The organism is Achromobacter sp. LC458 (assembly GCF_001005835.2).
Lineage (GTDB): Bacteria > Pseudomonadota > Gammaproteobacteria > Burkholderiales > Burkholderiaceae_B > Achromobacter > Achromobacter spanius_B.
In genome coordinates this window covers 110,364-124,501 of sequence record NZ_LBHW02000010.1, presented here as the reverse complement: position 1 = coordinate 124,501, position 14,138 = coordinate 110,364, and the positions used below count along the sequence as shown (strand labels likewise).

Below are 14,138 nucleotides of genomic sequence, written 5' to 3'. Positions count from 1 at the left end.
GGGCTGCCCGCAAGATCCCGGGGCGCAAGGCGTCACGCCATCTGGCTGAGCGTCTTGCGAAAGCGCTTCAACGAAAAGGCAAACAACACACTGCCGATCAGCGCCAACGCCAGAAAGGGCTGCCAGACCACGCTTAGCCCCGCGCCGCGATACAGGATGGCCTGGCCCAGCTCCACGAAATGCGTGGTGGGTGCGGCCAGCATGATGTCCTGAACCAACTGCGGCATGCTTTCGCGCGGCGTTGTGCCGCCCGACAGCATCTGCAACGGCAGCAGCACCAGCACCAGCAGCATCCCGAACTGCGGCATGCTACGCGCCAGCGTCGCCATGAAGATGCCCATGGATGTGGTGGCAAACAGGTGCAGCGCCACGCCCGTCAGGAACAGCGCCACGGACCCTTCGATCGGTACGTGCAGCAGCCCCCGCACCACAAACGTCAGCGACAGGCCGGCGGCCACCAGCACCACCAGCCCCATGGACCAGACTTTGGCCACCATGATTTCCGTCGGCGTCACCGGCATGACCAGCAGGTGTTCGATCGTGCCATGTTCGCGCTCGCGGATGAGGGCCGCGCCGGTCAGGATGATGGACAGCATCGTGACGTTGTTGATGATCTCCATCAGGCTGCCGAACCAGGCTTGCGTCAGGTTGGGGTTAAAGCGCATCCGCACCGCCAGCTCTACCGGCAGTTCGGTGGGCTTGCGGTAGCGCCTGACAAATTCGTTGATTTCGTCGCTGACGATCTGCTGGATGTAGTTGCTGCCGGTGAAGGCCTGGCTCATCCGCGTGGCATCCACGTTCAGCTGGATCTGCGCGGGCTTGCCGGCCAGTACGTCGCGCTGGAAATTTGGCGGGATGTTCACCGAAAACGTGTAGCGCCCGTCGTCCATGCCGGCGTCGGCCTGGGCCGCCGTGACCATCCGCGGCGGCGTGAAATGCGGGGGATAGAACGCCGACGTGATGCGCGAGGACAGCGGCGAGACGTCTTCATCGACCACGGCGATGGCCGCGTTGTGCAGCGATTCCGGCACCGCGGTTGCCGCCGTGTAGATCATCAGGGTGAACGAGATGAAGATCAGCACCAGCATCATGGGATCGCGCGCCAGGCTCCACAGCTCTTTCACGCCCAGCCGGTAGATATTGGCGACATGTCGCGGCATGGTCAGGCCTCCTGCTTTTTCAGTAGCAGCACCGACGCGCCCAGGATCACGGGTATCGCCAGCAGCAGCGGCCAGAACGAGCCCTGCAAGCTGGCAAAGTCCAGCCCTTTGCTGAACACGCCACGGCTGATGGTCAGCATGTGGGTGGCCGGATAGACCTGCCCGATCAAACGGCCCATGCCTTCCAGCGACGACACCGGATTGAGCAGCCCGGCAAACTGCACCGCCGGCACCAGCGTGCCGATCATGGTGAAGAACAGCGCCGCGATCTGGCTGCGCGTGAAAGTCGAGGCCAGCAAGCCGATGGCGGTCGCCACCACGTTGTAGATCAGCGCGGCGGCCAGCAAGGTCGTGAAACTGCCGGTGATGGGCACGCCGAAGACGGTTACCGCCAGCAGCGTCATGAGCAGAAAGTTAAGCATCGCCAGCGCCACGTAAGGCAGCTGCTTGCCCAGCAGGAACTCCAGCCGTGTGACCGGCGTGACGTACAGGTTGATGATCGACCCCAGTTCTTTCTCGCGCACGACGGCCAGCGCCGTCAGCATGGCCGGCATCATCAGCAGCAACAGCGGGATCACGGCCGGCACCATGGCCGGAAGGCTGCGCACGTCCGGGTTGTAGCGAAAGCGCGTTTCGATGCTGATCTGCGGCGCGGCCGCGCTGCCCAGCCGTTCGCGCGCCTGTTGTTGCAGCCAGCCCTGGTGCATGCCCTGCACGTATCCCCGTATGGTCTCGGCGCGTTGCGGCATGGCGCCATCGATCCAGACGCCGATCTGCGCGTTGCGCCCGCGTTCGACATCGCGGGCGAAGCCCTGCGGGATCTCGATGGCCAGGGACAGCTCGCCGCTGCGCATGCGGGCATCCATGTCCTGGTAGCTGGCAATGGGCGGCTGCTCGATGAAGTAGCGCGAGCCCGACAGGTTCAAGGCGTAGTTCTGGCTCAGGCTGGTCTGGTCGCGGTCCATGACGCCATAGCGCAGGTCTTCCACGTCCAGGCTGATGCCAAAGCCGATGACGAACATCAGCAGCAGCGAGCCGGCCAGGGCCAGTGTGGCGCGCACCGGGTCGCGGCGCAGTTCCAGCGTCTCGCGCCACAGGTAGCTGATCATCCGTTGCAGGTTGAAGCCACGCTGCGTGGCAGGGCGCGTTTGGGGATGCGTGGTGGTGCTTTCCGGCGATGCACTCATGTCTTGCGCCGGGCCGGCGGGCGCCGGTGTGTCGGTGGCTGGCGGGGTGGCTGGCGGGGCGGGCCGCGTGCCCGCACCGGCGTCGATCAGATAGGCGATGAAGGCCTCTTCCAGCGTCTTGGCGCCGCGCATCCGGATGATGTCGGCGGGCGAGGCACTGACCAGCACCTTGCCTGCGTGCATCAGCGACATCCGATCGCAGCGCTGGGCCTCGTTCATGAAGTGGGTGGAAATAAAGATCGTGACCCGGTCCTCGCGCGCCAGCGAAATCAGAAGGCGCCAGAAATTGTCGCGGGCCACGGGGTCCACGCCCGAGGTCGGCTCGTCCAGAATCAGCAGCTCGGGTTTGTGCACCATGGCCACCGCCAGAGACAGGCGCTGGCGCACGCCCATCGGCAGCTTCTCGGGCAACGCATCCAGCACGTCGGTCAGGTCGAAGCGCGCCACCATTTCGTTCACGCGGGCGGGGATATCGGCTTCGGGCACATGGAACAGCCGGGCGTGCAGCACCAGGTTCTGGCGCACGGTCAGTTCCCCGTATAACGAGAACGCTTGCGACATATAGCCGACCCGGCGCCGCGTATCGATGTTGCGCGGGTCGACCTCGGTGCCGAACAGCCAGGCCTGGCCTTCGCTGGCCGGCAACAGGCCCGTCAGCATCTTCATGGTGGTGGATTTGCCGCAGCCGTTCGATCCCAGGAACCCAAAGATCTCGCCTTGGCGGATGCGAAAGTTCACATGGTCCACAGCCACAAAATCGCCGAAGCGCATGGTCAGGTCGCGCGCCTCGATGGCGATGGGGGCGTTGTCGTCCAGCGCCAGTGGCGTGATCTGCACGGGCTTGTGGCCGCGCCGCTTGGCTTCGGGCAACAGGGCAATGAAGGCGGCCTCCAGCGAGTCGGCGCCGGTGCGTTGTTGCAGCTGGGCGGGCGTGCCGGTCGCCAGCACGCGGCCTTCGTCCATGGCGATAAGCCAGTCAAAACGCTGCGCCTCGTCCATGTAGGCGGTTGCCACGATGACGCTCATGCCGCGGCGTTCGCGGCGGATGTCGTTGATCAGGTCCCAGAACTGCGCGCGCGCCAGCGGGTCGACGCCGGTCGTCGGTTCGTCCAGGATCAGCAGGTCGGGGTCGTGGATCAGCGCGCAGCACAGGCCCAGCTTTTGCTTCATGCCGCCCGACAGCTTGCCGGCCGGCCGCGACAGGAACGCGGCCAGGCCGGTGCTGCGCGTCAGGCTGTCGATACGGCGGCGGCGCTCGGCTTCGCCATGGCCGAACAAGCGCGCAAAAAATTGCAGGTTCTCTTCCACCGACAGCGTTGGGTACAGGTTCTTGCCCAGGCCCTGTGGCATGTAGGCGATGCGGGGGCAGACGGCGTCGCGATGACGCTTGCTGGCCATGTCGCCACCCAGCACGTTCACCGTGCCGGTCTGAACGGCGCGCGAGCCGGCGATAAGCGCCAGCAGGCTGGACTTGCCCACGCCGTCCGGGCCGATCAGGCCCACCATGCGGCCGGCGGGAATGTCCAGCGTGATGGCGTCCAGTGCAAGGGTCTTGCCGTAGCGCAGGCTCACGTCCGCCAGCGTGACCACCGCGCGGGTGGGCTCGGCGGCGGGGGCCGTCGTGGGCGTGTCCATCAGGGCACCTTGACTTCCAGGTTGGCGGGCCACGCGGCATCAGCGTCCAGCTTCAGCCAGGCAACACCGGGCACGCCGGTCTTGACCTGCTGCAAATGCTGTTGCAGCAGTTTGGGATCGATCTGCGCCTTGACGCGGAACATCAGCTTTTGCCGCTCGGAGGCCGTCTCCACGGTTTTAGGCGTGAACTGCGCGGTGCTGGCCACGAACGATACCTTGGCCGGTATGACGTATTGCGGCGCGGCGTCCAGAATGATGCGCACGTCCTGGCCCAAGGCCACGCGGCCGGCCGCCCGCTCCGGCAGGAAGAACGTCATGTAGACGTCGGCCAGGTCCACCATGTTCAGCACCTTGCCGCCAGCGCCCAGTACTTCGCCGGGTTGGGCCACCAGGTACTGGACGCGGCCGGCGCGCGGCGCGCGCAGTTCGCTGTCGGTGATGTCGGCGTCGATACGCGCGATGGTGGCCAGCGCCGCGTTCACTGCCGACTGCGCGCCCACCTGCGCCGCGCGCGCTGCCTGGATGGCAGCCTGGGCGGCGTTCACTTGCGCGCGCGCGGCATTCACCGCCGCCTGGGCGCTGCGGACGCGGGCCCGGTCGTCGTCCAGTTCCTGGATGGACGAGGCGCCTTCCTTGGACAAGGTTTCCGATCGGGCCAAGCGTCGGCGGGCCGCGTCCAGCTCGCTTTCGCGTTGCACCACCACGGCTTCGGCGGCCAGCTTGTCGCTTTCGCGCTGGGCGATCTGCGCGCTGGCGCTGGCGGCGTTGTTGATGGCTTGCTGATGCTGGGCACGGGCTTCCTCGCGCTGGGCATTGAGCGTATCGATCTGCATGCGCGCCAACGCCTGGCCCGCGGTGACGAAGTCTCCTTCGGCCACCAGCACCTCTTGTACGCGGCCGGCCAGCTTGGTGGCGACGTCGATCTCCGTGGCTTCGATACGCCCGTTGCCGCTGATGAAGCCTTCTCCCGGGCCGTTGTCGGCCAGCATGCGCCAGCCGGTGTACGCGGCAACGGCCACGGCCAACACGAGCACGACGGGTATCAGTTTTCGGGTGGGCAGCTTCATGGTTTTTGTCCTGTTGTTATTGCGGGGCGGGCGCTTGAGTTGCCGCGCCGTCAGGGCCGGCTGCCGACACGCCCGCCTGCGTGCCGCCTCCCAGCGCGGCGTACAGGCCGACGCGCGCCGATAGCAGGGCGCGGCGCGTCTGCGCCAGCGCCTGCTGCGCGGCCAGCAGGTCGCGCTGCGCGTCCAGCACTTCCAGGTAGGGCGACGCGCCATGGTCGTAGCGCAGCTTGGCGAGCCTGGCGCGTTCGCTTTGCGCGGCCACGGTGGCGCGCAACACCTGCACCTGTTCGGCCAGCCAGCGGCGCGCGGCCAACGCGTCGGACACGTCCCTGAACGCGCTCTGGATGGTTTGTTCGTAGTTCGCGACGGCCTGGTCGCGGCGTATCTCGGCCAGGTCCAGGTTGGCGCTGCGCCGGCCGGCGTCAAAGATCGGCAGGTCCAGGCTGGGCGTAAAGGTCCAGGCGCCACTGCCGCCGCCGAACAGGCCGTTCAGTTCGGCGCTGGCGCTGCCGAAGGCGCCGGTCAACGTAATGCGGGGAAAGAAGGCGGCGCGCGCCGCGCCGATATTGGCGTTGGCCGCCCGCAGCTGATGTTCGGCCGCGACAATGTCGGGGCGCTGCGTCAAGAGGTCGGACGGCAGCCCGGCGGGCAGGTCGCGCATCACGGCCGCATCGTTCAGGCCGGTGCGAGGCAGCGGCAGGTTCAGCGGCTTGCCCACCAGCAGTTCCAGCGCGTGCGCCTGCGTGGCGCGCGCCTGTTCCAGTTCGGCGCCCAGCGCGCGGGCCTGCTGCCACAGCGTTTCCACCTGGGTCAGGTCCAGCTTGGCGATGGCGCCGACTTCGTAGCGGCGGCGGAAGATGCGCAGGGATTCTTCGCGCGAGGCGATGGTCTGGCGGGTGAGCGCCAGCCGTTCATCCAGTTCACGTAGCGACAGGTAGCTGTCCGCCACCTGCGCAATCAGGGACAAGGTGACGGCCCGCGCGGCGGCATCGGACGCCAGGTAGTTTTCCAGCGCGGCGTCTTTCAGGCTGCGCACGCGACCCCAGAAATCCAGCTCCCAGGTGGCCATGCCGACACCGGCCTGGTACTGGTTGGCCACCACGGGCCGACCCGTCAGGTTCAGGTCCGCCGGCGTGCGCGAACGGGTGCCCGTGGCCTGCACGCCCAAGGTCGGAAACTGGTCCGACCGCTGGATGCCGTACAGCGCGCGCGCTTCTTCCACGCGCAGCAGGGCCTGGCGCAGGTCGCGGTTGTTGGCCAGCGCTTCGTCGATCAGGCCTTGCAGAACCGGGTCCGAAAAATAGCTGCGCCAGCCCACGTGGGCGGCGTTCAACTCTGCATTCGGTTCATTGGATGGTGGGGTGGCCCAGGTGGCGGCCACTGGCAGGGCGGGGCGTTGGTAGGGCGGGGCCATGGACACGCAACCCTGCGCCAGCAGCACGGCCAGGGCGGCCGGCGCCAGGCGGGCAGCGTTCCATGCCGAAACTGGACGGCGAGTCATGTGTCGTTCTCCATCGCGTCAATGGAAGCCTTACGTCCAACGGCGGTAACCGTGGCGTCTTCACGGAGTCTATTTTGCCCGGCGCGTAGCGGCGAATCCTTGATCGACATCAAGCTAGCGACTGACTGGTCGGTTTTTAATAAGGCCGCAGGACGGCGTGCGACGTCTACGCCGCGCGTCATTTCGCAAGGAGCCACGAATGCGTACGCAACGCCAGCGTCTGCCTCCCACGGTGCGGACGGGGCAGATTCTGGATGCCGCGCTACAGGAATTCTCGGCGGCGGGTTACGAGGGGGCGCGCATGGAAGACATCGCGCTGCGGGCCGGTTTGTCCAAGGGCGGCCTGTACGCCCATTTTTCCAGCAAGGAACAGGTCTTTCGCGCGCTGCTGGAACGTCACCTGACCCCGGCCCGCCTGGACGCGCGCGCCATCGTCGAGGCCTCGGCGTCGGTCCGGCAATTGGCGGAACGCCTGGTGGACCATCTTTACGCCAGCCTGGCCAACCCGGCCATGATCGTCACCATGCGGCTGCTCCTGGCCGAAAGCGCGCGAGTACCGCATCTGGCGCGGCGTTGGCGGCAAGAGACGGCCGACGCCCATCTGGCCGATATCGTCAGCTTGCTGGCCTTGGCGCGTGAGCGCGGCTTGTGTGAAGGGGGCGTGGCGGCGCGGCACCCCGAGCTGTTGCTATCGCCGGTGGTGCACGCCATCGTCATGGCGATCCTGGCAAGCGCGGACGAGCCCTTCGATCTGGCGGCGCGGCGCGACGCGCACGTGGCGCTGATTTGCGGGTTGCTGTAGGGCGAAGGTCAGGCCTGGCCGCGCAGCCGGGCCAGCTCGGCCGAAAGCTCGGCAACCAGCGCCTGCGCACGCGCCAGGGGATCGTGCGGCGATGTGGCGTCTTGCGGGGTCCGGGGCTCGGGCTTGAAGGCGACGTCGGCCACCTCGGCCGGGTCGGCCAGGTTCGCCACGCTGGCCGAGTGGGCCGAGTGGGCCGGTTTGGCCGGCTCAGCCCCTTCCGCCGGCGCATCCTGCAAACGCGGATGCACGCTTTCGTGGCCCATGCTGACGTCCACGTCGAACACCAGCTGCTCGGCGCGATGCCAGGTGGTGAACCACTCCAGGGGACGATCATGCTGATCCATGCCCTGGCCCTGCAACATCAGCAGCGGCGTGCCGGTCTGGGTGTGCAGCAGTTTGGCGAGCTTGGCGTCGGCGGCCACGGCGCGGATCTGGTTGCGGCCCGCGCCGGGTCGCAGGCCGAAGCGCCGCGTCAACACGCCATGCAAGGAAGCGTCGGCCAGATCGTCGGCGCGCAGCCCGGGCACGGCGTCGGCCGGCAGCCACGTACGCACATACGCCAGCGGCGCGTCGGCCACATGACGCAAGCGTTCCAGCATCAGTAATTGCGTGGTGCCAAAAAACGCCGCCACGTCGGCGGGCGGTTCGGCGCGCGCGAACGCCAGCACGCGCGTCTGCAAGGCCACGCCGGACTGCGCGAATTGTTCGTACAGCCCGGTGGACCGCTGCACCAGCCGGCGATGTTCCTGCGGCGCGGCAACCGTTGCCGGGCGCCCGCTTTCGCGTTGGATCAAGCCTTCGGTGGCCAGCGCTGCCAGCGCCTGGCGGACCACGCTGCGCGCCACGCCAAAGCGTACGCACAGCGCGGCTTCGCTGGGCAGCACGGCGCCCGCCGCCAGCTTGTTCGTCCGGATAAAGCCCCGCAGCAAGGCCGCCACCTGGGCGTGCAGCGGGGTATCGCCAGAGCGATCAAGAACGGGCAGTGCGTCGTGCGTGGCGGGCGCCATGGAAATCAACCTCCGGTTTGTGCCCGCGCAGTTTCCCATACATGCGTCCAGCCCGGGGCCAGGTGCGCGGCGCGCTCGGCGGCCAGGATCAGGCTGTCTTCGCGCGCGATGCCCTTGCCCGCGATGTCGAACGCGGTGCCGTGGTCCACGGACACGCGCACGACGGGCAGGCCGACGGTGATGTTGACGCCGTCATCGCCATACACGGCCTTGAACGGCGCGTGCCCTTGGTCGTGATAGCAGGCAATCACGAACTGCCACTTGCCGCGAACGGCTTGCGGGAACAGGGCGTCGGCGGGGATCGGGCCGGCGGCCAGGATGCCGGCCGCGTTGGCTTCGGCCACGGCCGGGGCCAGGATATCGGCGTCTTCGCTGCCGAAGATGCCGTTTTCACCGGCGTGCGGGTTCAGGCCCGACACGGCCACCGGCTGGTCGCCACGGCCCAGCGCCTTGGCGAACGAGCCCGCCAGACGCAGCACGGCGCGCATGCGCGTGGGCGTCAGGTCGTCGATGGCCTGGCGCAGCGATACGTGCGTGGTGGCGTGGAAAATGTAGAGGTCGCCGGCCGACAGCACCAGCGAGAACGTCTTGACGCCGAACTCGTGCGCCAGCAGTTCGGTGTGGCCGGGCCATTTGTGGCCGGCGGCGTGCATCGCGGCCTTGTTCAGCGGCGCGGTGACGATGCCGTCGACCTCGCCGGCGCGCGCCAGGGCGCAGGCCGTGGTCACGAAACGCACCGAACCGTCGCCCGCGTCGGCGCTGATTTCACCCAGCTTGACGTGGGCCAGCGACGGGCCGGCTTGCAGCACTTCGATGGTGCCGGGGGCATTGGTACAGTCGGCCGCGCGGTCCAGCTTGCGCACGATGGCGGGGTCGCCGCCCAGGCCACGCACCGCGTTGACCATCACGTCCACATCGCCCACCACCAGCAGGCGGGCCTTTTGGCGCAGTTCGTCATGGCCCATCAGCATCTTGGCCGTGATTTCCGGCCCGATGCCGGCCACGTCGCCCAGGGTGACGGCCAACAGCGGCAGCTTGTTCGATTGAGGTTGTGTCATCGCTTGAATCTCCTGTCGCGGATCGCGCGCACGGCGCGAACCAGTACGTCTTCGGTGCCAAAGCCGCCGGCCTTGGTCACCACGGGCAGGCCCGCGGCCATGCCCCCGGTCAGCGTGCCAAGAGGCACGCCGCCCATGACTTCATCCACCAGCGCGATGCCGCGCGCGGCCAGCGCCACCAGCACGCTGCGCGCGCCGTCGCCACCCGTGGCGACCACGCCCGCCGCGCGGGATGCCGTGATCAATTGCGCCGCCAGGCTGCCCAGCCGTTCGGCGACTTTCTCGGAATCCAGGCCGTCCAACTGCCCTTCAGGCGCCAGCAGCAGCACGGTGCCTGCGTCGGCCGGCGCCTTGGCGTGGGCCTGCAACAGCGGCTGCGTCCAGGCCTGCCAGGCGGCGTCGTCGGCCAGTTGTTGCAGCGAGGGCGTCCAGGTGTCGGCGCCCGACGCCTTCAGTGCAGCGGCTTGCGCGCGTGCGGCGCTGTGCTGCGACGTGACCACGACGACGACGGGCGCCGTCTGGTCCGCACCGGCCCACACGCGAGCCAGCGGCACGGCCAGACCGCCCGCGCCCACGGGCAGGGCGTGTTCGCCCAGCAAGCCGATGGCGCGCGCCAGGCGCTCCAGGTCGGCGTCCGTGGCGGCATCCACCACCACGGTGTGGCCCGCTTCGCGGATGCGCGCGGCCAGCGCTTCCGGCGTCTCGCCGTCTTGCACCGCGACGTGGGCGCAACCCAGCAACGTGGGGATATGGCTTTCGGTGACGGGCGTGACCGGGTCCGTCGCGGCGGACGTTTCGGTGACGGGCTTGCCGTTCACCCTCAGCACGCCTTGTTCAACGGTGCGGCCGGTGGCGGGAAAGGCGGGGCAGATCACCGCCACCGTGTCCGGGCCCCAGGCCAGGCGGGCCGCGTCGATCTCGGCCTTGAAGGCGCCGCGCAAAGTGGAGTCCACCTTCTTGTACAGGCGCGACACGCCGGCCGCGCGCAGCTGGCGCACGTTCTGGTCGATGACGCGGGCGGCCTCGGCGGCGGGCAGGGCGCGGCTGTTGGTCGTGACCGCCAGCACTTCGACGCCGGCCGTGGCCGGGCCGGACAGCGCTTCCTCGGCGCCGCCGATGGACAGGTGCGTGCTCCAGCCGGCGCGCACGAACTGCACGGCGGTGTCGCCCGAGCCGGTCAAGTCATCGGCAACGATGGCGATGGTGGGGGTCAAAGCGCCTCTCCGCGCGCCTCGCCCAACGTCGGCGTGGCGCGGCTTGTGTCCGCGTCCTCGGACTTCAGTTCACCGGCGCGCTTCAGGAAGTACGACGCCAGGATCGGAGCCAGGATGGAACTGATCAGCACGCAGGCGGCCACTTGCGCGGTGGCAGTGGACACGTATTGCTGGAAGTTGGGATCGGCGGCGGCCACGACGGCGGGCGTGGCGATGGCGTTGCCGGCGGTGGTGCCGGCGGCAAAGCCCAGGCCGCTCTTGCCGCCACGACGCAGGATCAAGCGATAGCCCAGGTAGACCAGGCCGCCGGTAATCGGGCTGATGATCAGGCCCAGGATCAGGCCGCTGATGCCGCCGCTGACGACCGCGCCCAGGTTGATGCCGGTGCCCAGCGCAAAGGCGAAGAACGGGATGACGATGTTGGGCACGGGCTTGAGCACGTCGCGCCACTTCGGGTCCAGGTTGCCGACCACGACACCCAGCAGGAACGGCACCAGCGCCGCCACCAGGGCAATCATGGGAATGTCGGCCAGGCCCGAGGCGCCCAGGAACAGCAGGCTGAAGAAGGGGCCGTCATTGACGGCGCTGGCAACGTAGGCGCCACGGTCGCGCGCATCGCCGTACTGGCCGGTGTAGGCCAGCCACAGGCCGCCGTTGCTGTTGTCGAACGCGGCCAGCAAGGCCAGGATCGACACGCCCAGCACGCCGTCCAGGCCGACGTAGCTGCCCAGGATGATGATGAGCGTGGCGGGCACCAGCGTCTTCATCAGCAGGATGGTGCCGGCCGTGGCCAGGATGGGGCCGCCGGTGCGGGCGTTGACCTGCGTGCCGGTCGCGAAGATCAGCAGGGCGATCAGCGGCAGGGCGCTGTTCTTGAAGAGGGCGGTAGTGAAGCCGCCGATGGCCAGCGCATCAGGGGCAAAGGTGCCGATCAGGGAACCCAGGATCAGCGGCACAAGCATCAATCCACCAGGGATTTTCTGCATGGTGCCAAAAAAAGGCGAACGGGAAGAGGCAGCGGTCGACACTTGCGTAAGTCTCCAGGACGGTTCTGGTGGATTGCAGACGTTCGTTGACGCGTCTGTCAGTGGGGGTTGAAAAACCGCTAGTGTACACCTGTACGTACTGCCTGTACGTACAGGTTTCGCAGCTGGCTCGGGTTTTTCAGGATTCCCGTCCTGGAGGGTTTAGCGCAAATGCCGGCGTCGCGACGAGCCTTGCGTCAGAAGCGGTACGCACCGCTCAACATTACCGTGCGGCGTGCGCCGTAGAAGCAGTCGCCACGGTCCAGGCAAACCACTTCATAGCTGCGGTCGGCAATGTTGTTGACATTCAAGGCATAGCGCCACGGGCCGTTGTCGTAGCTGACCATCGCGTCGAACAAGGTGACGGCGGGCGTTTCGGGCGCGCCGCCATCGCGGAAAGCCGTCAGGTAGCGCACGCCCGCGCCCACCGCGAAGCCGGGCTGGCCGGCCAGCGCAAAGCGGTACTTGCCCCACAAGGACGCCATGTGCTTGGGCAGGGCTTCCAGTTGCGGGTCGACATCGGTGTAGAGGTAGTTGGCGATCACGTCGACGTTCTTGGTGACGCGGCCGCGCAATTCCAATTCCACGCCGCGCGTGCGCGTCTTGCCGGCCTGGAGCTGGTTGTTGGGGTTGTCGGGGTCATTGGTTTGACGGTTCTTTTCGCGCAGGTCGTAGGCCGCGGCGGTGAACTCGATGTCGGCGTCTTTGGGCATGTATTTGATGCCGGCCTCGACCTGCTTGCCGCGCAGCGGCTTGTAGCGTTCGTTGTAGAAGTTGGACCCGGCAATGGGCGTGAACGATTCGCTGTAGCTCAGGTAGGGCGACCAGCCGTTGTCGGCCGCGTACATCAGGCCGAAGCGCTTGGTGGTGGCGTAGTCGGTTTCCTTGTCTTGGCCTTCGATGCGATTGTCGGCGCGGTCGCGGCGGATGCCCGCCAGGAAGATCCAGTTCTGGTCGAACTTGATCTGGTCCTGCGCGTAAAAGCCCAGCTGCTGCTGCTTTTGCTTGGGCGTGTCGGACAGTTCATATTCCGGCCGGTTGCCGTAGGCGGGGTGATACAGGTTCAGCGGCGCGCCCAGGCCGGAGGCCGTCTGGCTGGTCTCGCGGTAGTGCGAATAGTCCATGCCGAAGATAACGGTGTGCTCGGTGCGGCCCCAGTTCAGCTTGCCCTCGATATTCTGGTCGGCCAGCAGCGTGCGCATGCGCGGCTTGTTGACGTAGAAGTAACGGTCGGTGGTGGTCTGTTCCGCGTCGATATAGGAATCGCCACGGCGTGCGCCGTACACGTTCGGGTACAGCGATTGGTAATCAACGCGGCTGACGGTGTTGCGGAAATTCTGGTGGAATTTCCACGTGTCGTTGAACTGGTGTTCAAACAGCCAGCCCACGCTGAATTGCTCGGTGTCGTAGGCGTCAAAGCCGGGCTCGCTGACGAAGCGGCGCGTCGGGATGCGGCCATTGGGGTTTTCTTGCACCGACCCGCTCCAGGGCAGGAACGATTGCGTCGTGCCCGCCTTGTCCTTCTGCCACAACGCCTGCAAGGTCAACGACGTGGCGGCGCTGGGCCGCCAGGTCAGCGACGGCGCCAGCATCAGGCGGTCATCGGGCGCATGTTGCACCTGGGTGTCGCTGTCGCGCCCCACGCCCACCACGCGATACAGCCATTGGCCGTCTTCCGTGACCGGGCCGGTCAGGTCGGCCTGGATTTCGCGGCGGCCGTGATTGCCCACCACCACGCCGATTTCGCGCTGGGCGTCGGCTTGCGGGCGCTTGCTGACCAGGTTGACCAGGCCTCCGGTGCTGCCTTGTCCGTACAGCATGGACGACGGGCCGCGCAGCACTTCCACGCGCTCCAGGCCGTAGACCTCGGTGCGCGGGTTGTTGGAGTTGAAGAACTGGCGCAGCCCGTCCAGGTATTGCGCGGGCTCGGTGCCGCGTATGCGCACATAGTCGCCGCGGTTGTCCACGCCGTACGCATTGGGCCGCACGCCCGCGGCGTAGTTCATGGTGTCCTGAACGTTCAGCGCGCCCTGGTCCACGATCTGGTCGCGCGGAATCACGGTGATGGCTTGCGGCGTTTCGGACAGCGGCGTGTCGGTCTTGGTGCCCGTGGCGCTGCGCGTGGCGACGTAGCCGTCCACGGGACCGGTCGCGGTTTCGCCCATGCCGGTGACCTGCACGGCAGGCAGGACGGTGGTGGCTTCGGTGGCCGGATTGGTGGTTTGCGCCTGCGCGTTGGCGCCCAGGCAGGCGGCCAGCGCGGCGGCCAGCGCGGCGGCGGGCAATAGCGTCTGCGGCCGCGCCAGGCGGGCGGCACGAAGTGTATGGCGTTTCAAGAGTCGTCCCCTACGGCGCTGCGGCCGCTGATTACATACAGGAATAGCAACGATAACTATTATTAATTGCGTTGCGGCCACGCGCCAAGACGCATGGGCGATCCCAGATGTAAAAAAAACCTGCAAGGGTGGGCGGCGGCGCTTGG

Annotated in this window: 10 protein-coding genes; 1 reads left to right on the top strand and 9 read right to left on the bottom strand. The window is 67.4% G+C overall.

Annotated features, from left to right (window positions below):
- Nucleotides 1-32: 32 nt before the first annotated feature.
- The 4 genes from YH64_RS11090 to YH64_RS11075 are packed head-to-tail and all read right to left on the bottom strand — an operon-like array spanning nucleotide 33 to nucleotide 6,550.
- Nucleotides 33-1,160, bottom strand: a complete 1,128-nt coding sequence (locus tag YH64_RS11090; protein WP_046804143.1) for an ABC transporter permease — start codon at nucleotides 1,158-1,160, stop codon at nucleotides 33-35.
- A 2-nt stretch (nucleotides 1,161-1,162) separates the two neighbouring features.
- The gene (gene rbbA, locus YH64_RS11085) at nucleotides 1,163-3,982 is read right to left on the bottom strand and encodes a ribosome-associated ATPase/putative transporter RbbA (RefSeq protein WP_185975365.1); all 2,820 of its coding nucleotides are present in this window, start codon (nucleotides 3,980-3,982) and stop codon (nucleotides 1,163-1,165) included.
- A complete protein-coding gene (locus tag YH64_RS11080; RefSeq protein ID WP_046804142.1) occupies nucleotides 3,982-5,049 on the bottom strand; it encodes an HlyD family secretion protein in 1,068 nt (355 codons plus the stop codon). Before YH64_RS11080 ends, rbbA begins: the two co-directional genes overlap by 1 nt.
- 16 nt (nucleotides 5,050-5,065) lie before the next feature.
- Nucleotides 5,066-6,550: an efflux transporter outer membrane subunit gene (locus tag YH64_RS11075; RefSeq protein WP_046804141.1), complete on the bottom strand. Its 1,485-nt coding sequence runs from the start codon at nucleotides 6,548-6,550 to the stop codon at nucleotides 5,066-5,068.
- A gap of 199 nt (nucleotides 6,551-6,749) precedes the next feature.
- Here YH64_RS11075 and YH64_RS11070 point away from each other — a divergent pair, with 199 nt between their 5' ends.
- A complete protein-coding gene (locus tag YH64_RS11070; protein WP_046804140.1) occupies nucleotides 6,750-7,352 on the top strand; it encodes a TetR/AcrR family transcriptional regulator in 603 nt (200 codons plus the stop codon).
- An 8-nt stretch (nucleotides 7,353-7,360) separates the two neighbouring features.
- Here YH64_RS11070 and YH64_RS11065 read toward each other — a convergent pair whose 3' ends face one another.
- The 5 genes from YH64_RS11065 to YH64_RS11045 all read right to left on the bottom strand — a co-directional run bounded on the left by YH64_RS11065 (nucleotide 7,361) and on the right by YH64_RS11045 (nucleotide 13,992).
- Nucleotides 7,361-8,359, bottom strand: a complete 999-nt coding sequence (locus YH64_RS11065; RefSeq protein ID WP_046804200.1) for a GntR family transcriptional regulator — start codon at nucleotides 8,357-8,359, stop codon at nucleotides 7,361-7,363.
- Between the two features lie 5 nt (nucleotides 8,360-8,364).
- Nucleotides 8,365-9,417: a 4-hydroxythreonine-4-phosphate dehydrogenase PdxA gene (pdxA, locus tag YH64_RS11060; RefSeq protein WP_046804139.1), complete on the bottom strand. Its 1,053-nt coding sequence runs from the start codon at nucleotides 9,415-9,417 to the stop codon at nucleotides 8,365-8,367.
- Nucleotides 9,414-10,631 carry a D-threonate kinase gene (gene dtnK, locus YH64_RS11055; protein ID WP_046804138.1) on the bottom strand — a complete coding sequence of 406 codons (1,218 nt, stop codon included), beginning with the start codon at nucleotides 10,629-10,631 and terminating at the stop codon, nucleotides 9,414-9,416. The genes pdxA and dtnK overlap by 4 nt, the downstream gene beginning before the upstream one ends.
- The gene (locus YH64_RS11050) at nucleotides 10,628-11,593 is read right to left on the bottom strand and encodes a 2-keto-3-deoxygluconate permease (RefSeq protein ID WP_255444323.1); all 966 of its coding nucleotides are present in this window, start codon (nucleotides 11,591-11,593) and stop codon (nucleotides 10,628-10,630) included. Before YH64_RS11050 ends, dtnK begins: the two co-directional genes overlap by 4 nt.
- A gap of 260 nt (nucleotides 11,594-11,853) precedes the next feature.
- Nucleotides 11,854-13,992 (bottom strand): TonB-dependent siderophore receptor, encoded by a 2,139-nt coding sequence (locus YH64_RS11045; RefSeq protein WP_370512736.1) that lies wholly within the window; start codon nucleotides 13,990-13,992, stop codon nucleotides 11,854-11,856.
- Nucleotides 13,993-14,138 lie beyond the last annotated feature (146 nt).